This window comes from Amycolatopsis sp. lyj-109 (assembly GCF_046548995.1).
GTDB lineage: Bacteria > Actinomycetota > Actinomycetes > Mycobacteriales > Pseudonocardiaceae > Amycolatopsis.
The window spans coordinates 190070-216033 of sequence record NZ_JAJPWR010000013.1; the positions used below are offsets into that span (position 1 = coordinate 190070).

Genomic DNA, 25964 nt, shown 5'->3' on the forward strand with positions numbered 1-25964 from the left:
CAGTAACAGTGGGTGACGCAGTCGCGACTCGACCTCCATGGAGCCTTTGGTGCTGAAGGTGGGGACAGCAGTCGTGAGCTCGGCCGTGAAGTCGTGGCTCACCAGCCGCAAGGGGGAACTCGAGCGGGAGAGCTCGCTGGCGGAGTTGGTGCGGGCCCGGATGGGCGGCGGCTTTTCCCGCAGGCGCTTCGACCGGGAGATCGAAGCCCTGGTCGACGTGGTGTCCGAGCGGCTGCTGCTGGTGTGCCAGCAGGAAGTCCCGGACCTCGACGACGGGGAGCGGTCGGCGGCGCTGGCGGAAGTCGCGGACGCCTTCGAACGGGCGGATCTCGCCGACGCCGACTTGTTCGAGGTCGACGTCGACCCGGCCAAGCTCGCCCGCCGCCTTCGCGCCACCCTGCCGGACGCGGCGGAACGCGCTGGTCTCAGCGAGGCCGCGACGTGGTTCCACCGCCGGGTCCTCGAGGAGTGCTGCGGCTACTACGTCCGCCTCGTCGTGCATTTGACCCCGTTCGCGGCCCGGGCCGGTGCGGAGCTCCTCGGCCGAGTCTCGGGCCTGGCCGAGCAGCTCGAACGAGTCCTCAACCGGCTGCCGGCGCCCTCCTTGCTGGCTCCCGACGGCACCGCGTCGGACACGGCGTTCCGGGCCCGGTACCTGCGTCAGATCAGTGAAACCCTGGACGACCTCGAGCTGTTCGGGGTGGAGACCCGCAGCTACCGGCTCCGGACGACGCTGAGCGTCGCGTACGTGAGCCTGACCGTCCGCGGCACCGGCACGGATTCCCGCGGACCCGCCCACGAGATGCTCTCGTGGCGGGCCGACTCGGCACGCAGCCAGGACGGGTCCGTCCGCGCCGAGCGAGCGTTGGCGACGGCCGGCCGCCTCCTGATCCGCGGCGAGGCCGGCTCGGGCAAGTCGACACTGCTGCGCTGGCTCGCGGTCAACGCCGCGCGAGGGACATTCCGCGACGAGCTCGCCGGGCTCAACGGGTACATCCCGTTCCTGATCAAGTTGCGCAGCTACTCCGGCCGGCGGCTCCCTTCGCCGGAAGAGTTCCTCGACGGGACGGCGCAAGCCCTGACCGCGCTGATGCCGTCGGCCTACGTCCACCGCCAGCTCGCCTCGGGACGCGCCCTCGTGCTCGTCGACGGCGTCGACGAGCTCGTCGCCGACGAGCGTGCCGCGGTCCGGGCCTGGCTGAAGGATCTGTGCCAGGCGTTTCCCGACGTCAGGCTGGTCCTCACGTCCCGGCCGGCGGCGGCCGCCGAGACGTGGCTGAGTGCGGAAGGCTTCAGTTCCGCCTGGATCGAGCACATGAGCCAGGCCGACGTGCGCGCCCTTGTCCGCCACTGGCACAAGGCCGTCCGCGAAGCCGGAAGCATGCCGTGTGCGGAGGAGGATCTTCCCCGGTACGAGGGAGCCCTGCTCAGCCGCCTGGACGGCAACGCCCACCTGAGGGCCCTGGCGACGACACCGCTGTTGTGCGCCATGTTGTGCGCCCTGAACCTGGATCGCGCCTCGTTCCTCCCGCGCAACCGGGTTGAGCTCTACGTCACCGCGTTGTCGATGCTGCTGGAACGGCGTGACGTCGAGCGGCGCATCTCCGCTTCGCTGAAGATCGGCAACCGGGAAAGCCGCCAGCTGCTCCGGCACCTGGCTTGGCGGCTGTCGGTGAACGGCCGGTCGGAGCTGAGCCGGGAGGAAGCACGCAGGCGCCTCGCCGAACGGCTCGCGACCATGCCGAGAGTCCACCATGACGCCGACCACCTGCTGGAACACCTTCTGCAGCGGAGCGGGATCCTCCGTGAGCCGACGCCGGGCAGGATCGACTTCGTGCACCGCACGTTCCAGGAGTTCCTGACCGCGGAGGAAGCCGCGGATCAGGGAGATGTCGGGCTGCTGGTGCAGAACGCGCACCTCGACCAGTGGCGGGACATCGTCGTGATGGCCGCGGGCCTGGCCAACGCGCCGCTGCGCGAACAACTGTTCCAGGGCCTGTTCGCCCGGGCCGACGCGGAACCGAGAACGCGACGGAAGCTCCGCCTGCTCGCCGCGGCGGCGACGGAGTCCGCCCCTGCCTTGACGGTGGAGCTCGCCGAGCGCGTGGAAAGTGCGCTGGCCGGGCTGATTCCACCGCGGGGGACGGCCGAAGCCCGGTCTCTCGCCGCGGGCGGCGAAGTCTTGCTGCCACGGCTCCTCGGCACGCCTGCCGACCTATCTGAGGCCGCGGCCGCGGCCACCGTGCGGACCGCGGCGTTGATCAACGGCCCGGATGCCTGGCCGGTGCTCGAGAAGTTCAGCGGCGATCCGAGGCCGGGTGTGCAGAAGGAACTGATCGCGGCATGGCGTTACTTCGATCCCGACGAGTATGCCGCACGCGTCCTCGCCGACGCGCCTTTACTGGACGGGCACCTGTCGGTCGACGACCAAGCGCTGCTGCCCGCAGTTTCCAGGCTTCGCCACCTGAACTACCTGAGAGTCGATCTTCGTGATTTTACGGACCTGGAAGTGCTGGCGCAGGTGCCGTGCCTGCGCATTGCCCAGCTTGCCGGCGAATTCGAAGATCTTGCTTCACTGACTCAATGCGCCGACCTGGAATCCTTGCTGCTGGCGCCTCGTGGCGCGGTCGATCCCCGTGCCCTCCTGGGTATCCCGAGTCTGCGACATCTGTACTTCTACCCCGGAGCCGTGTCACTGACCGATCTCGGGATCTTCCGGTCCATGACGAGTTTGGTGTCCTTGGGCCTGGAACGACTCGAGGAGGTCGACGACTTCTCCGCTCTCGGCGATCTGCGGAATTTGACCGGGTTGAGCCTCTATCGCTATCCGGCCGGGGCGGACTTTGGCTTCCTCGGCAATTTGCCCGCTCTTCACTTGCTGGATCTCGGGCGTACCGCCGAGGGGGTCGGGTTGAGCATCCGGGGTGGCTTGCGTCGGCTGGCTACGGACGCTCCTGGTATTGACGATCTGGGATTCCTCTACGTCCGTCCGCTCGAGGAACTCGACCAAATCATCCGTTTTCCTGCCTTGGACAGGCTGTCCTTCCGTCAATGCCAGGTCGAAGATTTCACCCCGCTCGCCAGCGTGGCACATCTTCGAACCCTCCAAATCTCCACGCCGGTCGCCCCCGGTTGGCTGGCGCAGATCGCCCGGCTGACCCGGCTGACCACGCTGGAGATCTTGTCGGATCCCGAAGACCGGGGGGATTTGGACCTCTCCGCTCTGGGCGATGCCGAGCTGACCGTCCGGACCTACGCCAACCGGCACCGGATCCTCGGCGCCGGCCCGGGAATCAAGGTGAAGTGGCTTTGAGCCCGCGGCGCGCCTCCGTCAGAGGTCGAGCACCAGCCGCGGCGAGCAGGCCCGGGACACACACAGCATCATCACCTCGTTCTCCAGCCGCTCATCCGCGGTCAGCACCGAGTCGCGGTGGTCCGGTTCGCCGCCGAGGACGCCGGTTTCGCAGGTGCCGCACGTACCCTCCCGGCACGACGACAGCACCGTGAGCCCCGCTTCCTCGACCACGTCGAGGATCGACCGGTCCGCGGGCACCGGCAGCACCCGCCCCGACCCGGCCAGCTCGACCTCGAACGCCGTCCGCAGACCCTCGTCCGGCCGAGCGGTGAAGCGCTCGACGTGCAGGTCGGCCGGTTTGAGGGCCTCCAGCGCGGCCAGCAGCGGTTCCGGGCCGCAGCAGTACACCGCAGTGCCCGGCTGCGTCGCCGCCAGCAGTGTCGGGAGGTCGAGCAGGCCGTGTTCGTCCTGGGGCCGGAACGTCACCCGGTCTCCGTAAGAAGCCAGGTCCTCCGTGAACGCCATCGACGCGCGTGTCCGGCCGCCGTAGACCAGCTGCCAGTCGCGGCCCGAGCGAGCGACCCGGTCGAGCATCGGCAGGATCGGCGTGATGCCAATGCCGCCGGCCAGGAACAGGTAGCGCTCGGCGTCCACCAGGGCGAAGTGGTTGCGCGGAGCGGAAACCTCGAGGCGATCTCCGGTCGACAGCGAGTCGTGCACGTACGCCGAGCCGCCGCGGCCGTCGGTCTCCCTCAGCACCGCCACGACGTACGCCGACGCGTCCGAAGGGTCGCCGCACAGCGAGTACTGCCGCACGAAGCCGGGCAGGTGGAGATCGACGTGCGCCCCCGGCTCCCATGACGGCAGCAATCCGCCGCCAGGAGGGCGAAGCGTCAGCCGGACGACGCCGTCGGCCAGCTTTTCCTTGCGGTCCACCACAAGTTCGAGGGTCATGAGTGTCCTTCGGGGTGGGCGAGCAGCCAGTCCCACAGCTGCACGGGGTCGTCGAACTCGCGCTCGGCGCCGCAGTGGCAGACCGCGCGCAGCCGGTCGGTGCCGAGCACCCAGTGGATCCGGTAGACGCGGTCGCCGGTGAGCATCGGGCCGGTCACCGTGCCGCCAGCCGCTGGAGCATCCGGCGGGCCGCCAGGCCGCCGGTGTCGATGTTGATGGACAGCTCCTGGTACCCGTCCGGTTCGGTGGCGATCACCCGCTCGAGGACGTCGAGGGCTTCGACGTCCTGCAGCACCACCGTGCGGTTGTTCTCGGCGAGGAACGCCGAGACGCCTTCGTCGTCGAGCGCGAAATCCCGGGCCACCGCCCAGAAGTCGTGCGTCGAGTGCTCGGTCTCGGGCGTGATCGCGTAGACGACCTCGACGTGGAAGGCGTCCGGGTCGCTGCCGTCGGGGTTCGGCACGGACCCGACCGGCGCGATGCGGCTGTGCAGCTTGTACAGGCACGGCGGCGTGTATTCGATGTCCTGCCAGCGCGTGATGCGGCCTTCCAGGCCGGTCGACTTGGCGTAGAAGGGCGGGCACGCGGCGTCGGCCATGTGCCGCGAGACGTAGACGATGCCGGCCTCGTCGTCGACCTCGGTCGTGATCGGCGTTTCGGCGACCTCCGGGGTGCCGATGTAGCCGCCGTGCAGGTAGGTCTCGTGGGACAGGTCCAGCAGGTTGTCCACCAGCAGCGAGTACCGCGCCTTGAGCGGTTCCATCCCGCAGACCGTGGTGTAGTCCGGCGAATCGAGCCAGGGCGCCCGCGGAATCGCGGCCGCGTCGGCCTTCGAAGGGTCGCCGATGAACACCCAGACGAAGGAGTCCTGCTCCACCAGCGGGTAGCGCGTCAGCCGCGCGGTCCGCGGCACCCGGGTCTGCCCGGGCACGGCCACGCACTTGCCGTCCACGCCGTAGGTGAAGCCGTGGTAGCCGCAGATCACCTGGTCGTCGACCAGTCGCGAAGGCGCCTGCGACAACGGGAACCGCCGGTGCACGCACCGGTCGGCCATCGCGGTGACGCTCCCGTCCCGGGTCCGCCAGAACAGGATGGGCTCACCGCAGATGGTGCGGCTGAAGAGGTCCGCCCCGATCTCGGAGCCGTAGGCGGCGACGTACCACTGGTCGCGGGGGATGGCGCTCATCGGGGTCGTCCTTTCGTGGTGGGCCGGATCACAGCCTGCGGGACCGGTCCGGACGCCACGAAGGGCTATTTCATAAGATGGAAAGCGCTCGTGAGATCGCGCGGGCACTGGTCATCACCAGCGGAGCCAGCGCGTGCGGCGACGCGCTCCCGTACCGCACGACGAGCGAAACCGCCGCGACGACCTGGCCCCGCGCGTCGTGGATCGGCGCCCCGACCGACAGCGAGTCGAGGGTCACCTGGCGCTCGCTGATCGAAAATCCGTGCGTACGCACGTCGGCCAGCAGGTGCCGCACCCGGTCCGGGTCGGTCACCGTCTCGGTGGTGTACCGCTCGATCGGGCTGCCCAGCACCTCCTCCTGGACCGCCGCGGGAGCGTGGGCGAGCAGGACGAGCCCGACGCCGGTCGCGGTCAGGGCGAACCGGCCGCCGACGCGGGTCAGCACCGGGACCGCTCCGGTGCCGGCGATCCGCTCGATGTACACCACCTCGGTGCCTTCGCGGACGGCGAGCTGGACGTTCTCCCGCGTGATCTGGGAGAGGTCCTCCAAGAACGGCAGGGCGAGTTCCCGCAGGCCCAGGCCCCGCGGTGCGAGCGAGCCCAGCTCCCACAGCCGCAGCCCGACCCGGTAGACGCCGGTCTCGTCGCGCTCCAGCGCGCCCCACTCGCAGAACTCGCGCAGCAGCCGGTGCGCCGTCGCGGCCGGCAACCCGGCCCGGCGCGCGACCTCGCTCAGCCGCAGCGCCGGCCGGTCCGGCGAAAACGCCTCGAGGACCCGCAGCGCGCGCCCCAGGACCGGCCCGGTGGCGCCGGGAACGCGACCTCGGTGCGGCACGGCGACCTCCGGCGGGAGCGGCTCAGAGATCCACTATGCCCCGCGCGGCCCGGCGCGCGGCGGTGGCGTCCCGGCGTTCCTCGAACCGGGACGCCTGGGTGTCGAGCCCCTTGATGAACGTGGCGAGTTCTTCCCGCGCGGCTTCCCCGACCGCGCCGAGGCCGGTCAGGTCGAAGACCTTCCAGTACCGCAGCAGCGGCTGGACGACGTCGTCGTGGTGGATGCGCAGGTCGTAGATGCCGGCCTTGGCCATCAGCGCCGCCTTGCGCTGGAAGCTCGGGATCACCGCGCCCGGCATCGCGAAGTTCAGCACCTCGTCGGTGATCGCGCGCATCATCGCGTCGGGGGAGATCTCCAGTGCCGCCTTGACGAGGTTGCGGTAGAAGACCATGTGGAGGTTCTCGTCCGTGGACACCCGGGCCAGCAGCCGCTCGGCCAGGGGGTCCTGGGTGTAGCGGCCGGTGTTGCGGTGCGAAAGCCGGGTCGCCAGCTCCTGGAACGAGACGTACGCGCAGACGTTGAGCAGCGGCTTGTCGCCGGTGTCGTAGCCCGCCTGCATGGTCTCCATCCGCATCCGCTCCAGCTCGACCGGATCGACGGCGCGGGTGACCAGCAGGTAGTCGCGGATGCAGATGCCGTGACGGCCCTCTTCGGCCGTCCACCGGTGCACCCAGGTGCCCCAGGCCCCGTCGCGGCCGAACGCGCGCTCGATCTCGCGGTGGTAGCTGGGCAGGTTGTCCTCGGTGAGCAGGTTGACCTCGAGGGCCGTCCGCGCGATCGGGGTCACCCGGGACTGCTCCGGATCCCACGCCTCCCCGCCCAGCTCGGCGAAGTCGCGCCCCTGGCTCCAGGGGACGTACTCGTGCGGCATCCACTCCTGGGCGGCGGCGAGGTGCCGGTTGAGGTTCTCTTCGACGGTGCCTTCCAGCTCGTGCAGCAGGCGGGTCGTTTCGGGGACCGGCATGGGACTTCCTTCCGTACCTACGCAACCGTAACTTACGGAGCCGTAGGATACGACAACGGACCCGGGCGTCGCGTGGTTCCCGGAGCTCAGTGGGTGGCTACCACCAGGTCGAAGACATAGTCCTTGAGGATGGGCCCGAAGAAACCGACTGCGGTGATTCGCACCACAGATCGCCCGGGAACCCCGTGAGCCTGGCCGAGGATCTCGCACTTCGCGGCGGGATCGGCGGGCACGACCTTCGTGATTTCCGGTGACGTACCGGCCGCCACCGGGATGGTGTGCGACGGCGCACCGGCGTCGAAGCCGCCGATCGTCCGGCCGCCGACCACGATCGTGATCGAGAGCGGTCCGGCCGTCGGGATGGCCCGGCCGTTGAACTCCTGCCAGTAGCGCACGCAGGTGTCGCGCCAGGTGCCCGCGTCGGCCTCGTGGGCGGCGAGCTTGGCCTTCACCTCGGCGAAGCGCCGGGCGTCGACGTGGGGTTCGAGCGAGTCCCACGCCCGGCGCATCCACGACACGTAGTGGACGCCCGTCTGGTACCGGTACACCAGTTCGTCCCAGAAGATCCGGCCATTGCGCAGCCGCCGGTCCCACGGCACGTGGTGGAACCACATCAGCAGGTTCTCGGGCACGGTTTCGATGTCGGCGTACCGGGCCGCGAGCACCGGGAAGTACTGCGCGGTGAAGCCGCTGCCGGTGGGGGAGCGGTCGTAGCCCAGCCCGGCGCGGTCGGCCCGGTTGTAGTACACCGGGCTCCAGTCGTCCCGCGCCAGCCGTTCGGCGGGGTTGGGGCCGTAGTGGTCACTGGACCGGAACTGGTGCGCGACGCCGAGCGGGGTCTGGTAGCTGACCAGCGCTTCCCGGGATCCCATCATCATCGCCACGATGGCCCGGACGACGAAGTCGTGGTTGCCCCAGGTCAGCCGGACCCAGTCTTCGGCGATGCCCCGGGTGTCGAGGGTCCAGTCCCACGCCAGCCTGCCGAAGGCGTACAGGTTCGCCTGCGCGAAGTGGTGCCCGGTCAGGTTGCCGGCGTTGCCGAAGTTGGCCACCCCGACGATGGCGCTGTCCGGGTGGCCCTGGGCCGAGCCGTCCACCACGTGGCCCACCAGCCGCTTGGCCAGCAGCCGGCCGTCCGCGCCGGTGGCGTACGTGTCGGATTTCAGGACCTCTTCCCACAGCGGGCCGAGGTAGCACAGCATCGTGTTCTGCCCGGTGTACTCCTGGGTGATCTGCAGTTCCAGGGCCTGGTTCGTGTGTTCCATCCGGCCGAAGAGCGGATTGGCCGGCTCCCGGGCCTGGTAGTCGAGCGGGCCGTTCTTGGTCTGCAGGAACACGTTTCCGGCGAACCGGCCGGTCGTGCCGTCGGGCTGGGGCTCCTCGTCGATGGGCCCGAACTCCAGGTAGGCGCGCTTGAGCCGGTCCGCGTCCACGTCGGCGTTGTAGACGAAGGTCCGCCAGAAGATCCGCATCCCGAGCGGCGCCACCGCCGCCGCCATGCCGTTGGCGCCGTCACCGTGGTCGTAGCCCAGGTCCTGGGGACCCGGCTGGCCTTCGGAGTTCGCCTTGACGGTGAAGCCCATGAAGTCGGGAATGGCGGCCTGCAGCTGCCGGGCCCGGCGGGTCCACCAGTCCCGGAACAGGGCACTGTAGGGATCCAGCTGTTCCCGGGTCAGGGTGTCGGGCGCGAACCGGGCGTCCGTCGGTGCCGCGTAGTTGATGGACACGGCGAGCTTGATCCCGTACGGGCGCAACGCGTCCGCCAGCGCGGCTTCCTGCTCGATGGCGGCCGGGGTGAGGTAGAAGCTGTTGGCGTTGACGTTGTTGATCGTGATGCCGTTGATGCCGAGCGAGGCCATCGCCCGCGCCGCCACGAGGTACCGGTCGAGGATCACCGGCAGGTTCAGCCCGGCGGACGCGCCGGTGGCGGTGAAGGCGAAGATCGCCCCGTTTTCGCCGTTCAGTCCACCGGTGCCGGCCGGGTTGTTCCCGGCGTAGAGGCGCTCGGTCTCCCAGTGGTTCAGGTACCGGTGGTTGATCCGGGGCACCGATGAAATATCGAAATCGGCAACGGAGTGCTGGGCCTGGAGACGCCGGAGGAAGGCGAAAGTCCCGTACAGGGCGGCGAGATCGGTGTTGCCGGCGATGACGATCGACCGGTGCCCGGCCCGGGACAGCGAGCGGATGAGGTAGCCGTCGTCGCCGAGCGCGGCGAGGTCACGCGCCGGGACGAGCCGGCGCACGAGGGGCGAGCTGTCCGGGGTGCCCACGATCACCGCACGGCCGGGAAACCCGCCCTCCACCGGAACCGGCCGCCCCAGCAGCCCGCCGAGCCCCCGGACGAGTTCGTCCCGTGCCGCTTCCAGGGTGCTGCCCACCAGGCGCTCGGTGGAGCCGGGGGCCATGCTCAGGTTCGCGGTGTGGCGGTGGACCGGGGTCCGCCCGGCGTTCTCCACGACGATCGCACCGAGCGCGGCCCGGTACCGGGCGAGGAGGCGGGGATCGGCGACCGGCTCGTAGCGCAGCCACAGGTCCGAGCCGTCGTAGTCGTCCGGGAAAGGAGGGGGACTTGCCTGCGCCGCGGGGGCGCCGAGCACCGACGTCGTCAGGACCGCTCCACTGCCGATCAGGAACGAACGCCGCCGCAGACCGTTCTCGTCGCTGAGAGACAAGGTTTCCCCATCGTGTCGGCCGGGTATTTAGTTCGCTTCTCGCACTATTGCGGGCGGGCTCCGTGCTGTCAAGAATTGGCGATATAGCGGGAATTCCCGAAAGTTTCGGCGTGTCGGGACGGCGTGCTCCGGCCCGGATGATCGGCCGTGTCAGACTTCGCGGCGATGCTCACTCCCGCCGACCTCGCCGACCTGCTCGACTGCGAGCACCGCAGCATCCTCGGCCAGGCGCTGGCCGCCGGCCTGCCGGGCGCGCCGCGGCCCGCCCCCGCCGAACCCGGCACGCGGCGCGGGCACGCCACGGCGATGCTCGCCCGCTTCCGCGCCGACGGGCACGAGATCGCCGAAATCGACGTCGAGGACACCGCGCTCGCCGCGAAGGCGACGGAAGAAGCGTTGCGGTCCGGGGTACCGGTGATCCACCGGGCCGTCTTCCTCGACGGCGAGTTCTCGGCGCAGGCGGACTTCCTGGTCCAGGACGGCGAGGGCCGCTACGAGGTCCACGACGCGACGCCGCTCCGGCAGGCGACGCCCGCCGCGGTGGTCCGGCTGACGGCGTGCGCCGACGCGATCACCCGGGCCGGCCGGCCCGCCGGGCCACACCTGCACCTCCGGCTGAGCGACGGCGGCACCCGGACGCTGCGCGTCGAGGACTTCCGGCCGCTCGTGGACCGGCTGCGGGCCCGGCTGGCGGGCCGGCCGCCGCGGCTGCCGGTCCCGCTGTGGGCCGACGAACGCCCTGCCTGCGCCGGCTGTGGGTTCGCGCAGCACTGCACGTCCGCGCGGGAAGCCGACCGGGACCTCTCGCTCGTCGCCGGGATGCGCGGCGACCAGCGCCGCAAGCTGGTCGCCGCCGGGCTCGGCTCGATCGACGCCCTGGCCGCGGCCGGCCCGGACGACCGGCCGCGGGACCTGTCCGCGACGGCGTTCGCGACCTTGCGCGCCCAGGCCGCGCTGCAGGTCCGGCAGGACACCACCGGCGAGATCGCCTACGAGATCGTCGACCCCGGCGAGCTGGCCGCCCTGCCGGCCCCCGCGCCGGGTGACGTGTTCGCCGACCTGGCGGGTGATCCGCACGCCCTCGCCGGCGAGGGCCTGGAGTACCTCTTCGGCGCGGTCGGCGACGGGCGGTTCACGCCGTTCTGGGCGCACAGCCGCGCCCAGGAGCGGCGGGCGTTCGAGGAGTTCGTCGACTTCGCCGCGGCGCGCGTCGCCGAGCACCCGGGCTCGCACGTCTACCACTACGCGCCGTACGAAGTGACCGCGATCAAGCGGCTCGCGGCGGTGCACGGCACCCGCGAGGAGACCGTCGACCACCTGCTGCGCAGCGGCGCGGTCGTCGACCTGCACGCGGTCGTGCGCAAGGCGCTGCGGGTGTCGCAGCGGTCGTACTCGATCCGGCACCTCGAGCCGCTCTACCAGCCCGGCGCCCGCGGGAAGACCGCCGTGTCCGACGTCGAGGCGTACGAGGAGTACCTGGCGCTCGCGCAGTCCGGCGAGCCGGAACGCGCCGAGGAGGTCCTGCGCCGCATCGGCGAGAACACCGAGGACGACTGCGTCTCCGCGCAGCGGCTGTTCGAGTTCCTGCACCGCGTCCGCGCCGACGCGGGCATCGACGTCCCGGAGCCTGCCGAGGAATCCGCCGAGGACGCGCTGCTGCGCGCGGCCGAGGAGGACGTCGCCGCCGAGCGGCGTGCCGAACGGGCCGCGCAGCTGGCGGCGCTGGTCGACCCCCTGCTCGAGGGGCTGCCGGACGACCCGGGCCACTTCACCGCCGACGAGCGGGCCCGCGCGCTGCTGGCGGCGTCCGTCGGCTACCACCGCCGCGAGACGAACCCGGCCTGGTGGGAGTACTTCCGCCAGCTCGCCGCCCCGCTCGGCGACCTCGAGGTGGACACCGCCTGCGCGGTGCCGCTCTCGCTGGAAGCGGGTGAGTGGGTGCCCCCGGCCGGGCGGGCGCGCACCGCGAAGCGGACGTTGCAGCTGGCGTGCGACCCCGACCGGCCGCACCCGTTCGCCCCCGGCGACGACGTGCGGCTGCGCTACGGCGACACCGCCCGCGACGCGAAGGTCGTCGCCGCGTCGGCGGTGGAGCTGACCCTGGAGGAGAGCTGCCCGCCGGACGCGACCACGAACGACCGGCCGACGGCGGTGCTGCCGGGCAGCCCGGTCCGGCCGTCGCCCAAGGACGAGGCGGTCGCCGACCTCGCACGCCTGGTCGTCGACGCGCTCCCGGAGCTGCCGCGGCACCCCGGCGTCGACCTGCTCCGGCGGACCCCGCCGCGGCTGCGCGGCGGCGCGGCGCTGCCGGAACCGGGGGAGGACCTGGTCGCCACGGTGATCGCGGCGGTCGACGCGCTCGACGGTTCGGCGCTGGCCGTGCAGGGGCCGCCGGGGGCGGGCAAGACCTACCTCGCCGGCCGGCTGATCGCCCGGCTGGTGCGGGCCGGGCGGACCGTCGCGGTCACCTCGACCAGCCACAAGGCCGTGGAGAACGTGCTGAGCGCGGCCAAGAAGAGCGCGCCGGAGCTGCCGTGCGCCAAGCGCGCGAAGAGGACGCCGGACCCGGCCGCGCCCTGGGAGCAGCCGAAGAGCAACCCGGCGCTGGTCAAGTGGCGGGCGGAGCACGACACCGGTCATCTGGTCGGCGGCACGGCGTGGACGTTCGCGAACGCGGCGGTCCGCGAGGAGCCCTTCGACCTGCTGATCATCGACGAGGCCGGCCAGTTCGCCCTGGCCGACGCGCTCGCGGTGTCGATGTGCGCTCGCAATGTCCTGCTCCTGGGCGATCCGCAGCAGCTGCCCCAGGTGGTGCAGGGCACGCACCCGGCGGGCGCCGAGGCTTCGGCGCTGGGCCACCTGATCGGCGAGGCCGACATCATGCCGCCGTCACTGGGCTACTTCCTCGACGAGACCCGGCGCATGCACCCGGCCGTGTGCGCGCCGGTGTCGGACCTGTCCTACGCCGGCCGGCTGCACGCCCACCCGTCGGCCGCGGACCGCGAGCTGGACGGCGTCGCGGCGGGGCTGTACCTGGCCGAGGTGGACCACCAGGGCGACACCACCCGGTCGGTGGCGGAAGCCGCCGAGGTCGTGCGTCTCGTGTCCGAAGTGCACGGTCGCTTGTGGACGGATCACGGCCCGGCCCGGCCGCTGGGCGACCACGACATCCTCGTCGTCGCGCCGTACAACCTGCAGGCGCGCACGGTGACCCGGGCCCTGGAGGAGGCCGGGTTCCCGGGGGTCCGGGTGGGCACGGTCGACCGGTTCCAGGGCCAGGAGGCCCCGGTGGTGATCGCGACGATGACGTCGTCGTCGGCGATCGACCTGCCGCGCGGGCTCGACTTCCTGCTGTCGCGCAACCGGCTGAACGTGGCGTTGTCGCGGGCCCAGGCGCTGGCGATCCTGGTGTGCTCGCCCCGGCTCGTCGAGGCGGACATCCGGACGGTGGACCAGCTGCGCCTGGTCGCGGGCATGATCGGCCTGATGACGGCGGCGCGACCGTGGCCGGCCGGTCAGCTGGGTGGTTCGATTTCGCCGGCGTCCTCGTCGACGTCCTGAGAACCGGGGTTCTTCGGTCGCTGGTCGGCTTCGGGGATTTCCACGTCGAGATCCAGCTCCGGCGTGCCTGGCGGGGCCGGTACATCGGGGGTCAAGGGGCGGTTCTCGGATTCGCTCATGGGAGGCGGTTACCCCCGGGGGCCGGTGATCAAGCCCGCTTGTGACAGCCGCCGGGGGTCAGGCGGGGTTGCGGGGCGCGCCGGGGTCCGCACCCGCGAGTTCGGCCGGCGCCAGGTCGTCCAGAGGCTGCCAGCGGAACACCCCGGCGCCCTGGGCGTAGGCCAGGTGCCCGCCGAGCGCGCCGCCCGCGCCCGTGGCCGCCAGGCCCAGCACCGCGAGGAGCCGTCCGCCGCGGCCACCGCGGCGGGCCAGGTAGGACGCGCCGAACAGGACCGTCGCCGTGGCATTGGCGGCCGCGTGCACCAGGCCGACCCGGCGTTGCCGCACGTCCAGGCCGGTGTAGTCGGCCAGGCCGAGCACCACCGCCACCGGGGCGGCCAGCAGGCCGGCCGCGATCAGGCGGCGCGCCGTGTCGCGGCCGTCCGGGAGCAGGTCGAACACCGCGGAGCACAGCCAGGCGCCGACGGGGACCGTCACCGCTAGCGGGTGCAGCGGATGCCCCAGCCCGTGGCCGCGCAGCTGCCGCGTCACGCGGCTTTCGGCGACGCCGTCCAGCAACCGCCCGAGACCGGTGGCCGGGCCGTCGAGCGCCTCGGCGTCCTCGGCCTTCCGCAGGACTCGGTGCGCCCAGGCGGGCTTCGAGCGGGCGTGACCGTCGCGCGTCGGATCCATACCGCCGGACATGACGCCTCCTCGTGTTCGGTGATCCGGGACCACCCGGATACCGCAGGCACCGCCGCACAAACGCCGGGTGGCCGCCGCCGGCCGGTGTTTCGCCGCCGCGTCAGCGGGAAGCCCGGAGACCATGACCGAACCGGACCAGAGCTACGACCCGCCGCAGGACACCGGCCCACCGGACGCCGTCGAGACGGACCCGGCCGCGCTGAACAGCGCCGAGGACCTCGACGAGGACCGGCTCCGCGCCGACCCGCTCGAGGAGGGCATGGATCCCCCGGAGCACTGGTCGGGCGTGACGAAGTACGGGATGACCCCGTGGGAGCAGGCGCATCCGAGGGGCCTGGGCGACCGCATCGCGGAGGAAATCCCGGACCCGGCCGCGGAGGTCCCACCGGCCGGTGTCGAGGCGCGGGCAGGCGAGGGAGCGGACTCGGATCCGGACACCGGCGTGACCCCGGACCAGCCGATCCAGCTGGAACCGGTGGAGGGCGACGGGCCGCCGATCGACCGGGAGCCCGACCAGGTGGCGGTGGAGGCGGGTTCGGCGGTGGCCGCCGGGCCGGAGCAGGGCGCGTTGCACATCGAAGGGGAGACCAGGCGGCCCTGACGCTAGCCCTGACGCCGGCTCGGAACCCCGCATGTCCCGCACCCCCGGGCGGGTAACCCGGCGACCGGAGGTGGTGCCGATGCCGGAAACCCGACGCTCGGCCTGGGCGGGGACCCTCACCGGGGTCGTGACCGCCGAACGGGGGGTGCCCCGCGCCGCCCGATGCTGATAAGTCTCTGCTCGTGACCATGGACACGATCGACCTGCACAGCATCAACCCGTGGGAGGTGTCCTTCCTGCGCGAGGAGGTCGGCGCCTACTTCGCCCACGGCGTCGAGCTCGCCCCCGGTGCGACCGTCCTCGACGTCGGCGCCAACGTCGGCGTCTTCTCCGCGGCCGTGTACGAGCGGCTGGACGGCGACGTGCGGATCTACGCGTTCGAGCCGCTCCCACCCCTCCACGCGACGCTGGAGCGCAACGGCCGCGAGTTCTTCGGCGGCCGGCTGACCGCGCTGCCGTACGGGCTGGCGGACGGCGAGGACGAGCTCGACTTCAGCTACTTCCCGGCGGCGACCATCTTCTCGTCGTCGTTGCGGGACGCGGCGAACGTCGAGGCCGAGCAGCGGCGGGTCGCCGCCAGCATCGTCGAGATGATCCGGCGGGGCGGGCTGGGGGCCGGGCTGCGCCGCGTGCCGGCGCCGGTCCTGCGGGGGATCGTCGGGCGCAAGCTGCGGGTGATGCGGGAGCTCGAAACCCATCGCGTGCGCGTCCGGCCGCTGTCGGCGGTGCTCGACGAGCAGGGCATCGAGCGCGTCGACCTGCTGAAGGTCGACGTCGAGGGCGCCGAGCTCGACGTCCTGCGCGGGCTGGAAGACCGGCACTGGCCGCTGGTCCGGCAGGCCGTGGTCGAGGTCGAAGGGTGGCGGCGGCACCGCGACACCGTCCGCGAGGTCTTCGCCGCGCGCGGGTTCACGGTGGAGGCTGTGCAGGACCCCGTCCAGGAGGCCGCCGACATCGGGATGGTGTTCGCGGTCCGCTAACGGCGGTATTCGAGCCAGTCGAGGTTGATCGCGCCGGTGTCGCCCGGGGCGTAGGAGAGGGTCACCACCGGGTCCCGGCCGGTGAGCGGGACGTCGGCGAAGGTCGTGGTGCCCCAGGCGTCCCAGCTGCCGGAGACCCTCGGGAAGCCGACTTGGCGCACCGGCTGCCCGTTCACCGACAGGGTCATCGTCCGGGTGTCGTCGTTGGCGTTGGCGTACCGCACGGTGAACGCGGCGCGCTCCGGCGCCGTCGTGGCGCGGTGCACGGTGAAGGACGACGCCGCGCCCTGCGCCCAGAGGCCGTCGAGGAACGCGCGGCCCGAGTAGCCCGTGTGGTTCACGGTCGTCTTCACGCCGCCGGTGTTGCGGGCGTCCTCGGCTTCGAGGTGCGCCGGGTCCGGGCAGCCGCTCAGTGCGGACGTGCCCGCGGTGTCGGCGCAGCGGTCCCGGGCGTCGGCCACGCCGTCGCCGTCGCGGTCGCCGGCGGGCGCTCCGGTCAGGGTGACGTCGATCGTGTGGTCGCCGGTGAGCGTGTCCGGGATCGAGGCCGGGGCGGCCCGGCCGTCGAGGGTGACCGACCGGATCGTGCTGCCCGCGCCGTGCAGGGCGATGGTGAGGTTCGCGCCGCGGTAGCGCAGGTTCCGCAGGGTGACGTCACCCCAGCCCGCCGGGAGGCGCGGCGCGAACGACAGCCCGTGGTCGGTGAACGTCAGCCCGAACAGGCCGGTGTGGACCATGTCGAGGAACGCCGTGGCCGACCAGGTCTGGTCGGGTTCGGACCCCCAGTGGAACTTCACGGTGTCGCCCAGCCGCTGCCAGCCGCCGTCGACGACGCCCGTGGTGCCGTTGTGGATCTCCCAGAAGCCGCTGTTGCCGCCGGCCAGCTTGGCCAGGCGGGCGGTTTCCGCCGCGAACGCGTTCTGCTCGCCCTGCCCGGCCAGCGCTTTGGCCCACAGGCCCTGGACGAGCGGCCAGACGATGGCGTTGTGCCGGCCCGGCTGCGCGTCGCTGTAGCGCGCCCAGTGCGGGAAGGTGTCGGGCATGCCCCACGGCAGTTCCCGCGCGTGCTCGACGATCGACCGGGCCTGCGCCGGGTTCGCGATGCCGAAGATCAGGGCGAACGCCAGCCCGGTGCCCTCCTGGGCGGCGCCGCGGGAGCCGTCGGCGAGGAGCTGGTAGTCGTACGAGCCGGTGGCGGGGTTCCAGAAGTTCCGGTTGATCGCCGTCCGCAGCGCGGTGGCCTTGCCCCGGTGCCCGGCGACCTCCGGCGCCGGGCGGCCCAGCTGCCCGGCCATGTCCGCGGCGGCGGCGTAGGCGGCGTAGTAGAGCTCGTTCGTGCTGAGGTACATCCCGCTCGCGACCCCGGGCCACGGCATGCTGCCGGTGCTGACCGACTCGGTCGCGTCGGCGGGCGGCGCCGGGTAGCCGGCGATGCCGTCGTTGAAGAACGAGGCGCCGGTGAACAGGCCGTAGGCCGGGTTGAAGCCGGCCGTGGTGGCGTGTTCGCGGATCGTCAGCGTGGTCGTCGCGGTGCGGTAGGCGTCCTGGAGGACCTCCCGGTCGCCGGTGACGAGGTAGTGGTGCCAGGCGGCGGTGACCCAGACCACCTGATCCCACTGCTGGTCGTCCTGCTGGACCCGCAGGGCGCCGCCGGCGTCCTTGTCGACGACCGCCCACAGCGTGTTCTTCGCCAGCGCCGGGTCGAGGACGCTGGTGGCGTTCCAGCTGTTGATCGACGCGTCGCGCGTCCACGGCTGGTGGTAGCCGCCGCCCGCGCGGACGATGCCGGTCGCCGGGTCCAGCAGGCCACTCCGGTCGTAGCGGGCGTCGTACCCGATCGTGTTGGTGTGCAACAGGTTCTGCAGTGCGGCGGTGTAGGCGCTGCCGAACAGCGCCTGGCTGTCCGGATGGGCGAATTCCAGCGATGGCGGTGCCGGGCTCGCCGTGGCCGGGGTGGCGCCGGCCAGCGTGCCGCACGCCGTCACCAGAGCCAGGAGCGTGGATCCGATCCGCTGCGGGAAACCGTTCCTCATGCGCTTACCCCTTCCGGCGCGGGGCGCCATTGCACCACGGGTCGGCCGGTCTCTCTCCGGGTACGATCGGTTTCTGTCTGTTTCTGTCCACCACGGCGACGTTCGGTTCCGTCACCGCGTGTGATCATGATCGGGTCTTGTGGCCCGGCCAGGTGGCAGGGCCGGGCATCGCCGTTGCATACTGCTGGAATGGCGCGAAGGAACCCGGAGACCGCAAGGTGAGTCCCCGCGAAGGGCCGTCTCGCCCGAAATTCGGCCGCATCGACCCGTTCTGCCTGATGGCGGTGCTGCCGGTGCTGCTCGTCGCCGGCATTCTCGGCGCGCTCGTCCACATCGCGCTCGGCATCGGCTGCGCGGTGTTCGCGGGCTTCATCCTGCTCTTCGACTCCTGGGTCAACCGGCCCCGGCCGGTCCCGCGGGCCGACCGCCCGGCTCGGCCCGCGGCGCCGCCACCGGCCCGTGGACCTCGCGCGCCCGCACCCGGCCGGGCACCGGCCCGCGCGCCTCGTCCGCAGGACGGTCGCGGTCCGGCGCGGGCGCCGGCTCGTGCCCCCGTCCGGCGAGCGGGCCCGCCGCCCACCGGACGCTGACCGGATCGATCGCCCGGTACTCCCCGAAGGGCCGGCCGCCGCCGCGCAGGGCCGTGAGCGTCGCCCGCAACAGCCAACTCACCGCCCGCAACAGCCAACTCGCCGCCCGGAGCGGCCAACTCGCCCGGGTTCTCCGGCGTGTTGGCCGTTGCGGTGGGCGAGTTGGCCGTTCCGGGCGGCATGAAGCCGAATTCGCCAACAGCGTCATGCCACTGGGGTGCGTTCGACGCGAGTGGGGCGCTAGTACTACAGGGACACTTGTGTGCGTGACCTGGGGAAACAAGGTCACCGTTTGCCGTGGCTGGTGGTCGTGAGTGGTAATTCGGGTTCTAACCCGAATTACCACTCACGACCAGCTGCGGCAGATCGGCAGGCCGGCGTCCAGGATTGTCCTGGCAGGCCATCTTCGGCCGCACCGAACAAAGATCTCGCCCTGTAGTACTAGTTCTTGCGCGCAACCAGGGCCAGGCCGCCGCACTCCGTGGGGTCGGGCGGCATTTCCGCGGGGTCGTCGGGCCGCCACTCGGGGATGAACACGATGCCCGGGTCGACGATCTCGAAGCCGTCGACCAGGGCCCGGAGCTCGTCGGCCGAGCGGGGCGTCACCGGGTTCGCGCTCTTCTGGTACATCGCGACCGCGCGGGCCGTGTCGTCGCTCTGCTGCTCGTAGGTCGCGGACGACAGGGCGAGGTAGCTGCCGGGCGCGAGCGCGTCGCGGTAGGCGGCGATCAGCCCGGCCGGGTCGCGCTCGTCCGGGATGAAGTGCACGAACAGCGCCATCACCACCATCACCGGCTGGTCCAGGTCCAGCATCATCTCGGTGACGTCGTGTTCGAGGACGTCGTCGGGGAACTCGGCGTCGGCGTGCACCATGACCGCGTTCTCGTTGTCCTCCAGGACGATCTCGCTGTGCGCCACGGCGACCGGCTCGTTGTCGACGTAGACCACCCGAGCCCGGGGGTCGACGGACTGGGCGACTTCGTGCACGTGCCCGACGGTCGGCATGCCGGAGCCGATGTCGAGGAACTGCCGGATGCCCTGGCTCATCCCGAACCGGATGGCCCGGCGCAGCCACTGCCGGTTGAGCCGCGCCCGCTCACGCGCGTTCGGCTGGGCGGCCAGCACCTGCTCGGCGAACATCCGGTCGACGGCGTAGTTGAGCTGCCCGCCGAGGATGTAGTCGTACACGCGCGCGGCGTTGGGCTTGTCGAGGTCGATGCCCCGCCGCGCGTGTTCGTCTTCGCTCATCCGCCGCTCCCCGGAGTCAGGTGTGTCGCGAGAATAGCCGGACGGCGCGGTCAGCCCGCGAGGTGACTCGTGTCGTTCAGCGTGTGCAGCGTCCGGTTGTGGAAGCGGTCGTCCTCCTGGAGCACGGTGATGCTCCCCGCGCTCGCCCGGAAGGCGGCGTACGCGCAGGCCTCGACCGGCAGGCCGATCCAGGCACCGACGACCCAGCTCAGTGAGCCGCCGTGCGTGACGGCCACCTGCTGTTCCGCCGCGCCGGACCGGATGCGGTCCACCGCGCGGTACACGCGCGTCACCCACGCGAGCTTGGTCTCGGCGCCCTCGATCCCTTCGTCGTGGTCGAGGCGTTCGCCGGTGGCCGGAGGGGGCGCGAACCGCGCGTCGAGCCAGGACTGCGGCCGCCCGCCCGCGACACCGTAGGACTTCTCCCGGAGATCGGGCACCAGCGCCGCCTCCACGCCGAACCGACGCGCGATCGGTGTCGCCGTCTCGACCGCTCGCCGCAGGTCGGAGCTGTACAGCCGGACCGTCGCCGACGGCGGGACCAGCTCACGCAGCCGTGAAGCGATCGCCGCGGCGTGGGTGTGGCCGCGGGCGGTCAACCGGGAGTCGAACCACCCGCCGACCCGCCCTTCGACGTGGTGCGTCGCTTCGGGGTGGGTGACGACGTACAGCCGGCGCATCAGTTCTTGCGGGCCACCAGGGCCAGCTGGCTGGCCAGCTCCGGGCGCTCGCCGACCTCGGCCGGATCGTCCGGACGCCACTCCGGCGTGAAGACGATCCCCGGCGGCAGGACCTCGAACCCGTCCACGAGCGCCCGCAGCTCCTCCCGCGACCGCGCGAAGACGTCCGTCACGCTCTTCTGGTACAGCTCGGCCGCGCGGCGGACCTCCTCGCCCTGCCCTTCGAACGTGCCCGACGACAGCGCCAGGTAGCTGCCCGGGACGAGCGCGTCGCGGTAGGCCGCGACGAGCCCGGCGGGGTTGCGCGAGTCCGGGACGAAGTGGATGAACGCCGCCATGATCACCATCACCGGCTTGCTGAAGTCCAGCAGCCGCTCGGTCGTCGGGTGCTCGAGGACGCCGGCCGGGCTCTCCGCGTCGGCCTGCACCATCTCCGCGTTGTCGTTGTCCTGCAGGACGATCTCGCTGTGCGCGACGGCGATCGGCTCGTTGTCGACGTAGACCACCCGGGCCTGGGGGTCGATCGACTGGACGACCTCGTGCACGTGCCCGACTGTCGGCATGCCCGAGCCGATGTCGAGGAACTGCCGGATGCCCTGCTCGGCGCCGAAGCGCACGGCGCGGCGCAGCCACCGCCGGTTGAGCAGGGCCAGTTCCCGGGCCTCCGGCCGCACCTGGAGCACCTGCTCGGCGAACGCCCGGTCGATCGCGTAGTTGAGCTTGCCGCCGATCAGGAAGTCGTACACGCGCGCCGCGTTCGGCTTGTCGAGGTAGATTCCACGCGGCGGGTGCTCATCGGTCATCGTTGCTCCTTGCGGCCCACCAATGCGAGGCCGCCAGACTGCTCCGGCGGGTCCTCGAGCGGGCCGTCCGGACGCCACTCGGGGGTGAACACGATTCCCGGCGGCAGGATCTCGAAGCCCTTCACCAGCGCCTGCAGTTCGTCGGGCGAACGCAGCGTCAGGGGCGTGCCGCTCTTCTCGTACAGCGCGACCGAGCGCTGGGATTCCTCGCCCTGCCCCTGCCAGGTGCCCGACGACAGCGCGAGGTAGCTGCCCGGCGCGAGGACGTCGCGGTAGGCGCCGATCAGCCCGGCGGGGTCCCGCGAGTCCGGGACGAAGTGGATGAACGCCGCCATGATCACCATCACCGGCTCGCTGAAGTCCAGCAGCGTCTCGGTGGCCGGGTGGTCCAGCACTTCGTCGGGGTGCTCGGCGTCGGCCTGGACCATGGCCGCGTTGTCGTTGCCCTCCAGCACGATCTCGCTGTGCGCAACGGCGATCGGCTCGTTGTCGACGTAGACCACCCGCGACTCGGGGTCGACCGCTTGGACGACCTCGTGCACGTGCCCGACCGTCGGCATGCCCGAACCGATGTCGAGGAACTGCCGGATGCCCTGCTCCGCCGCGAACCGCGCGGCCCGGCGCAGCCACGCCCGGTTGGTCAGCGCCATGTGCTGCGCGTTCGGCAGCACACCGAGGATCTGGTCGGCGAACATCCGGTCGACGGCGTAGTTCAGCTTGCCGCCGATCATGTAGTCGTACACGCGCGCGGCGTTCGGTCTGTCGAGGTCGATGCCCCGCCTTGCGTGTTCGTCTTCGCTCATCCGCCGCTCCCGGGTCGAGGGTGTGCCGGGAGAATAGTCCGTTCTAGAACAGCGGTGGCACCGCCGCGTCGATGAGGTGCGGACCGGGCTCGGCAAAGGCCCGCTGGAGCTGCTCGGCGAGCTCTTCGGCGGTGGTTGCGCGCGTCGCGGGCACACCCAGGCCCTCGGCGATCTTCACGAAGTCCATGTCCGGCCGCGAGAGGTCGAGCAGGTCGTTCGCCTTCGGGCCGTCGGAGGCCGCGCCGACGCGCTGCAGCTCCAGCCGCAGGATCGCGTACGCGCGGTTGTTGAGCAGCACCGTAGTGACGTTCAGGTTCTCCCGCGCCTGCGTCCACAGCGCCGAGATCGTGTACAGCGCACTGCCGTCGGACTGCAGGTTCAGCACCGGCCGGTCCGGCGCCGCGACGGCCGCCCCGGTCGCCACCGGCATGCCGTAGCCGATCGCGCCGCCGGTCAGCGTCAGGAGGTCGTGCCGCGGCGCGCCGGCCGTCGCCACCGGCAGCATCAGGCCGGACGTGTTGGCCTCGTCGGCGATGATCGCGTTGTCGGGCAGCAGCGCCCCGATCACGTCGACCCAATTCTGCGGGGTCAGTGGCCCGCTGGGCAGCGCGGGCCGGGACGCTTCCGCCAGCACGGGCTCGGTGTCCGCGGCGACCAGGTCGGCGACGTCGGCCAAGGCGCGGGTGACGTCCTGCCCGACCGACGCGAGCGTGTGCACCTGGGCGCCTTCGGGCACCAGGTCGCTCGCCTTGCCCGGGTAGGCGAAGAACGACACCGGCGCCTTCGTGCCCGCGACGACGACGTGCTTGATCCCGTCGAGCTGGTAAGCGACCTGTTCGGCGAGGTAGCCGAGCCGCTCGATCGACGGCAGCCCGGCGCCGCGCTCCAGCCGCGCCGGGAACGTCTCGACGAACACCTTGGCGCCGGTCGCGGCGCCGATCCGGCCGGCGGCGCGCAGGCCTTCTTCACGGCACGCGCTGCCGCCGACCAGCAGCGCCACCGGCTCGCCGGTGCCGAACACCGCGGCGACGTCCTTGACGGTCGTCGCGTCGACGGCCTGCGGCACGCGCGGCGGGATCGGCGCGCACGTCTCGCCGCCCTCGCCCCACGAAGCGTCCGCGGGCAGGATCAGCGTGGCGACGCGGCCGGGCGCGTCCTGCGCGGCGGCGACCGCGGCGGCGGCGTCCGCCCCGACGTCCTTGGTGTGCTCCGAGCGGCGCACCCAGCCTTCCAGCGAGCCCGCGACGGCCTCGATGTCCGACTCCAGCGGCGCGTCGTACTGCTTGTGGTAGGTCGCGTGGTCGCCGACGACGTTGACGATCGGCGTGTGCGCGCGCCGCGCGTTGTGCAGGTTCGCCAGGCCGTTGCCCAGGCCGGGGCCGAGGTGCAGGAGCGTCGCGGCGGGCTTGTCCGCGATCCGCGCGTACCCATCGGCCGCACCGGTGACGACGCCTTCGTACAGGGCGAGCACGCCCCGCATCTCGGGAACGGAGTCGAGCGCGGCGACGAAGTGCATCTCCGACGTGCCGGGGTTGGCGAAGCACACCTCGACACCGGCGTCGACCAGGGTGCTGATCAGGGACTGGGCGCCGTTCATCTCGGTCATGCGATTCCTTCGGGGAAGAGAACGCCGGGGTTGAGGATCCCGGCGGGGTCGAAGCTCTGCTTGATCCGGCGCATCAGCTCGATCTTCGCCGGGTCTTCGAGTTCCTGGTGGTAGGCGGCCTTGGTGCGGCCCAGGCCGTGCTCGCCGGAGATCGCGCCGCCGAGTTCCATGGCGTACGCGAAGATGTCCGTGAGCAGCTGTTTCCGCTTGGCCGCGTCCTTGCAGAAGATCCCGAAGTGGACGTTGCCGTCGCCGGCGTGGCCGCAGCCGATCGCGCCGCCGCCCGCGGCCATGGCCAGCTCCCGCGCTTTCGAGATGAACTGCGGCATCGCGGTCCGCGGCACGACGACGTCGATCACGTCGTCGGCGCCGGCCGCCTTCGCGGTCCAGAAAGCCTTTTCGCGGGCTTCGATGAGCTTGCGGGCGGCGTTGCCTTCGAGGACGTACACGTCGGTCGCGCCCAGTTCGACGAGGAGCTCGCCGACGGTCTCGATGTCCTCTTCGAGCCGTCCGGCTTCGCGGTTCTCCAGCGCCACCACGAGGTACGCCTCGCTGGTCTCGCGGATCTTGTCCGGGACACCCAGCTCGAGCTTCTCGTTGTAGACGATCGCCGCCATCGTCAGGTTGTCGATGTACTCGAGGATGTGCGGCGCGAGCCCGCTGGAGAGGATCTCCGGCACGGCGGCCATCACCTGGCCGAAGTCGCCGAAGGGGGCGAGCACCGTGGCGCCGTGGGTCAGCCGCGGGTGCAGCTTGACGGTGATTTCGGTGGCCAGCGCGAGGGTGCCCTCGGAGCCGATGATCAGCTGCGTGAGGTCGTAGCCGGTGGAGATCTTCGACGTCTTGCCGCCGGTCCGGATGATCTCGCCGGTCGGCAGCACGGCCTGCAGCCCGAGCACGTTGTTGCGGGTGACGCCGTACTTGACCGCGCGCATCCCGCCGGCGTTGGTCCCGACGTTCCCGCCGACGCTCGCGCTGAGCTCACCGGGGTAGACGGTGTAGCCGAGCCCGGCTTCGGCGGTCTTGGCGTCGAGTTCGGCGAGGGTGACGCCGGGCTGGACGACGGCGACGTGGTTCCCGGTGTCGACTTCGAGGACGGTGTTCATCCGCTCGAAGGAGATCAGCAGCCCGTCCGCCTTCGGCCGGGCCGCCCCGGACAGCCCGCTGCCGGAGCCACGGGCTGTCACGGGGACGTTGTACTCCGAAGCCGCCTTCAGCAGCTCCGCGACTTCCTCGGCCGTTGCCGGCTTCGCGACGTACGCGGGCTTCTGCGGCTCCGCCGTCAGTGCTTCGTCGTGCGCGTAGTCCTCCGAGATCGCCTCGCCCGTGAGCAGGTTTTTCTCTCCGACGATCTCCGCCAGGCGTGTCGCCACGTCGCCCATCGGCAGTTTCTCCTCCGCGCCGTCGCTGTGGTTACCGCAGCGTAGTACGTACCGGCGGTACGCCGCCATGAAGGATATTCACGTTTTCGCGCGGAGGAGCCGCGGTGGTCAGTTTGCCGTGTTCAGCGCGTCCTGGAGCAACGTCAGCGCCTGCCGTGCGACGACGTTGAACAGGCCCATGGTCGTGTCCGGCCGGGCGAACACGACCAGCAGGACGGGACCTTGCACGGGGAAGACGCAGATGTGGCCGAGCGAGCCCTGGAACATCGCACCCCGGGCTTCACCGAGGCCGGCCTGCCCGATGAATCGGGTGGCGAGGCCGACGGCGGCGGCGGACATGGCCGCGACGCTGTCCTCTTCGATGTCCTGCGTGTCGCCGGCCAGCAACAGCCCGTCCCGGCTGGACAGCAGCAGGCCGGTGATGTTGACCCGGTCGACCTGGTCGCGGATCTCGTGGAGGGCCTTGGCCGCGGCCTCGGCGTCGGGGTGGGACGGTCGGCGTCCCTGCTGCACCGGGAAAGCCGGGGAGCCGCCTTGCCTGCGGGTGGGCAGGGGGATCGGGGCACCGGGTACTTCGGCCGGCATCTCCGTCACACGACCAGCTCGGTTTCGATGTTCTTCAGGTAGTGCCGGGCCAGGGCGAGGTTGGCCCGCTCCCGGTCCAGGACGAGGTACAGGAACAGTGCGGAGCCGTGCTTGCCCGGCTTCAGCAGGCGGATCAAGTGGTACTGGCGGCTCAGGGTGATGAGGATGTCCTCGATTTCGTCGTTGAGCCGCAGCGCGGAGATCACCCGGAGCTTGGAGCGGACGACCTCGGTGTTGCCCGCGGCCGCGGTGTCGAGGTCCAGCCAGTCACCGCCGCCCAGTGTCCCGAGCGCCATCCCGCTTTCGTAGTCGACCAGGGCGGCCCCCACCGCGCCAGTGATGGAAAGGGCTTCCTTCAAGGCCGTTTCGATGTTCATGGGGC

At 71.6% G+C, this 25964-nt stretch carries 21 protein-coding genes; 5 read left to right on the top strand and 16 right to left on the bottom strand.

The window, feature by feature from the left end; translation table 11 throughout:
- Nucleotides 1-37: 37 nt before the first annotated feature.
- Nucleotides 38-3313 (top strand): NACHT domain-containing protein, encoded by a 3276-nt coding sequence (locus ACLJQF_RS28180; RefSeq protein WP_410613082.1) that lies wholly within the window; start codon nucleotides 38-40, stop codon nucleotides 3311-3313.
- 18 nt (nucleotides 3314-3331) lie between these two features.
- Here ACLJQF_RS28180 and ACLJQF_RS28185 read toward each other — a convergent pair whose 3' ends face one another.
- From ACLJQF_RS28185 to ACLJQF_RS28210, 6 genes are all read right to left on the bottom strand, one after another.
- Nucleotides 3332-4249, bottom strand: a complete 918-nt coding sequence (locus ACLJQF_RS28185; RefSeq protein WP_410613083.1) for a PDR/VanB family oxidoreductase — start codon at nucleotides 4247-4249, stop codon at nucleotides 3332-3334.
- Nucleotides 4246-4407, bottom strand: a complete 162-nt coding sequence (locus ACLJQF_RS28190) for a hypothetical protein (protein ID WP_410613084.1) — start codon at nucleotides 4405-4407, stop codon at nucleotides 4246-4248. Before ACLJQF_RS28190 ends, ACLJQF_RS28185 begins: the two co-directional genes overlap by 4 nt.
- Entirely contained in the window at nucleotides 4404-5435 is a 1032-nt protein-coding gene (locus ACLJQF_RS28195; protein ID WP_410613085.1) for a Rieske 2Fe-2S domain-containing protein, read from the bottom strand. The genes ACLJQF_RS28190 and ACLJQF_RS28195 overlap by 4 nt, the downstream gene beginning before the upstream one ends.
- A 70-nt stretch (nucleotides 5436-5505) precedes the next feature.
- On the bottom strand, nucleotides 5506-6270 hold the full coding sequence (locus tag ACLJQF_RS28200) for an IclR family transcriptional regulator (RefSeq protein WP_410613087.1): 765 nt from the start codon (nucleotides 6268-6270) through the stop codon (nucleotides 5506-5508).
- Nucleotides 6271-6292: 22 nt separating this feature from the next.
- Complete coding sequence (locus tag ACLJQF_RS28205) at nucleotides 6293-7234, bottom strand: acyl-ACP desaturase (RefSeq protein WP_285991190.1); 942 nt, start codon at nucleotides 7232-7234, stop codon at nucleotides 6293-6295.
- An 86-nt stretch (nucleotides 7235-7320) separates the two neighbouring features.
- Nucleotides 7321-9906 (bottom strand): alpha-glucuronidase family glycosyl hydrolase, encoded by a 2586-nt coding sequence (locus tag ACLJQF_RS28210; protein WP_410613089.1) that lies wholly within the window; start codon nucleotides 9904-9906, stop codon nucleotides 7321-7323.
- A gap of 165 nt (nucleotides 9907-10071) precedes the next feature.
- Here ACLJQF_RS28210 and ACLJQF_RS28215 point away from each other — a divergent pair, with 165 nt between their 5' ends.
- Nucleotides 10072-13467, top strand: a complete 3396-nt coding sequence (locus ACLJQF_RS28215; protein ID WP_410613273.1) for a TM0106 family RecB-like putative nuclease — start codon at nucleotides 10072-10074, stop codon at nucleotides 13465-13467.
- 177 nt (nucleotides 13468-13644) lie between these two features.
- Here ACLJQF_RS28215 and ACLJQF_RS28220 read toward each other — a convergent pair whose 3' ends face one another.
- The gene (locus ACLJQF_RS28220) at nucleotides 13645-14259 is read right to left on the bottom strand and encodes a DUF2231 domain-containing protein (RefSeq protein ID WP_410613275.1); all 615 of its coding nucleotides are present in this window, start codon (nucleotides 14257-14259) and stop codon (nucleotides 13645-13647) included.
- Nucleotides 14260-14392: 133 nt separating this feature from the next.
- On the opposite strand from ACLJQF_RS28220, the gene ACLJQF_RS28225 reads away from it, so the two are divergent.
- Both ACLJQF_RS28225 and ACLJQF_RS28230 read left to right on the top strand, forming a co-directional pair.
- A complete protein-coding gene (locus tag ACLJQF_RS28225) occupies nucleotides 14393-14872 on the top strand; it encodes a hypothetical protein (RefSeq protein ID WP_410613091.1) in 480 nt (159 codons plus the stop codon).
- Nucleotides 14873-15060: 188 nt separating this feature from the next.
- Nucleotides 15061-15852 carry an FkbM family methyltransferase gene (locus ACLJQF_RS28230; RefSeq protein WP_410613093.1) on the top strand — a complete coding sequence of 264 codons (792 nt, stop codon included), beginning with the start codon at nucleotides 15061-15063 and terminating at the stop codon, nucleotides 15850-15852.
- Here ACLJQF_RS28230 and ACLJQF_RS28235 read toward each other — a convergent pair.
- Entirely contained in the window at nucleotides 15849-17885 is a 2037-nt protein-coding gene (locus tag ACLJQF_RS28235) for a glycosyl hydrolase family 65 protein (RefSeq protein ID WP_410613095.1), read from the bottom strand. The genes ACLJQF_RS28230 and ACLJQF_RS28235 overlap by 4 nt on opposite strands.
- A 218-nt stretch (nucleotides 17886-18103) precedes the next feature.
- On the opposite strand from ACLJQF_RS28235, the gene ACLJQF_RS28240 reads away from it, so the two are divergent.
- Entirely contained in the window at nucleotides 18104-18475 is a 372-nt protein-coding gene (locus tag ACLJQF_RS28240; protein WP_410613097.1) for a hypothetical protein, read from the top strand.
- Between the two features lie 441 nt (nucleotides 18476-18916).
- On the opposite strand, the gene ACLJQF_RS28245 is transcribed toward ACLJQF_RS28240, so the two are convergent.
- From ACLJQF_RS28245 to ACLJQF_RS28280, 8 genes are all read right to left on the bottom strand, one after another.
- The gene (locus tag ACLJQF_RS28245; RefSeq protein WP_410613099.1) at nucleotides 18917-19723 is read right to left on the bottom strand and encodes an SAM-dependent methyltransferase; all 807 of its coding nucleotides are present in this window, start codon (nucleotides 19721-19723) and stop codon (nucleotides 18917-18919) included.
- A 50-nt stretch (nucleotides 19724-19773) separates the two neighbouring features.
- A complete protein-coding gene (locus ACLJQF_RS28250; protein WP_410613101.1) occupies nucleotides 19774-20403 on the bottom strand; it encodes a histidine phosphatase family protein in 630 nt (209 codons plus the stop codon).
- Nucleotides 20403-21206, bottom strand: a complete 804-nt coding sequence (locus ACLJQF_RS28255; RefSeq protein ID WP_410613103.1) for an SAM-dependent methyltransferase — start codon at nucleotides 21204-21206, stop codon at nucleotides 20403-20405. The genes ACLJQF_RS28250 and ACLJQF_RS28255 overlap by 1 nt, the downstream gene beginning before the upstream one ends.
- Entirely contained in the window at nucleotides 21203-22009 is an 807-nt protein-coding gene (locus ACLJQF_RS28260; RefSeq protein WP_410613105.1) for an SAM-dependent methyltransferase, read from the bottom strand. Before ACLJQF_RS28260 ends, ACLJQF_RS28255 begins: the two co-directional genes overlap by 4 nt.
- 43 nt (nucleotides 22010-22052) lie before the next feature.
- Entirely contained in the window at nucleotides 22053-23606 is a 1554-nt protein-coding gene (locus ACLJQF_RS28265; protein WP_410613277.1) for an acetolactate synthase large subunit, read from the bottom strand.
- A 5-nt stretch (nucleotides 23607-23611) separates the two neighbouring features.
- Nucleotides 23612-24997, bottom strand: a complete 1386-nt coding sequence (locus ACLJQF_RS28270) for an FAD-binding oxidoreductase (RefSeq protein ID WP_410613107.1) — start codon at nucleotides 24995-24997, stop codon at nucleotides 23612-23614.
- A 108-nt stretch (nucleotides 24998-25105) separates the two neighbouring features.
- Nucleotides 25106-25582 (bottom strand): roadblock/LC7 domain-containing protein, encoded by a 477-nt coding sequence (locus ACLJQF_RS28275; protein WP_410613279.1) that lies wholly within the window; start codon nucleotides 25580-25582, stop codon nucleotides 25106-25108.
- Nucleotides 25583-25587: 5 nt separating this feature from the next.
- Nucleotides 25588-25959, bottom strand: coding sequence for a hypothetical protein (locus tag ACLJQF_RS28280; RefSeq protein ID WP_410613109.1), 372 nt, complete (start codon nucleotides 25957-25959; stop codon nucleotides 25588-25590).
- Nucleotides 25960-25964: the final 5 nt, after the last annotated feature.

Coding starts and splice junctions, on each gene's coding strand:
- ACLJQF_RS28250 (WP_410613101.1), bottom strand. CDS start 20,403: ATGCGCCGGCTGTACGTCGTCACCCACCCCGAAGCGACGCACCACGTC.
- ACLJQF_RS28270 (WP_410613107.1), bottom strand. CDS start 24,997: ATGGGCGACGTGGCGACACGCCTGGCGGAGATCGTCGGAGAGAAAAAC.
- ACLJQF_RS28225 (WP_410613091.1), top strand. CDS start 14,393: ATGACCGAACCGGACCAGAGCTACGACCCGCCGCAGGACACCGGCCCA.
- ACLJQF_RS28255 (WP_410613103.1), bottom strand. CDS start 21,206: ATGACCGATGAGCACCCGCCGCGTGGAATCTACCTCGACAAGCCGAAC.
- ACLJQF_RS28275 (WP_410613279.1), bottom strand. CDS start 25,582: ATGCCGGCCGAAGTACCCGGTGCCCCGATCCCCCTGCCCACCCGCAGG.
- ACLJQF_RS28215 (WP_410613273.1), top strand. CDS start 10,072: ATGCTCACTCCCGCCGACCTCGCCGACCTGCTCGACTGCGAGCACCGC.
- ACLJQF_RS28195 (WP_410613085.1), bottom strand. CDS start 5,435: ATGAGCGCCATCCCCCGCGACCAGTGGTACGTCGCCGCCTACGGCTCC.
- ACLJQF_RS28235 (WP_410613095.1), bottom strand. CDS start 17,885: ATGAGGAACGGTTTCCCGCAGCGGATCGGATCCACGCTCCTGGCTCTG.
- ACLJQF_RS28245 (WP_410613099.1), bottom strand. CDS start 19,723: ATGAGCGAAGACGAACACGCGCGGCGGGGCATCGACCTCGACAAGCCC.
- ACLJQF_RS28280 (WP_410613109.1), bottom strand. CDS start 25,959: ATGAACATCGAAACGGCCTTGAAGGAAGCCCTTTCCATCACTGGCGCG.
- ACLJQF_RS28230 (WP_410613093.1), top strand. CDS start 15,061: ATGGACACGATCGACCTGCACAGCATCAACCCGTGGGAGGTGTCCTTC.
- ACLJQF_RS28260 (WP_410613105.1), bottom strand. CDS start 22,009: ATGAGCGAAGACGAACACGCAAGGCGGGGCATCGACCTCGACAGACCG.
- ACLJQF_RS28180 (WP_410613082.1), top strand. CDS start 38: ATGGAGCCTTTGGTGCTGAAGGTGGGGACAGCAGTCGTGAGCTCGGCC.
- ACLJQF_RS28265 (WP_410613277.1), bottom strand. CDS start 23,606: ATGAACGGCGCCCAGTCCCTGATCAGCACCCTGGTCGACGCCGGTGTC.
- ACLJQF_RS28220 (WP_410613275.1), bottom strand. CDS start 14,259: ATGGATCCGACGCGCGACGGTCACGCCCGCTCGAAGCCCGCCTGGGCG.
- ACLJQF_RS28185 (WP_410613083.1), bottom strand. CDS start 4,249: ATGACCCTCGAACTTGTGGTGGACCGCAAGGAAAAGCTGGCCGACGGC.
- ACLJQF_RS28205 (WP_285991190.1), bottom strand. CDS start 7,234: ATGCCGGTCCCCGAAACGACCCGCCTGCTGCACGAGCTGGAAGGCACC.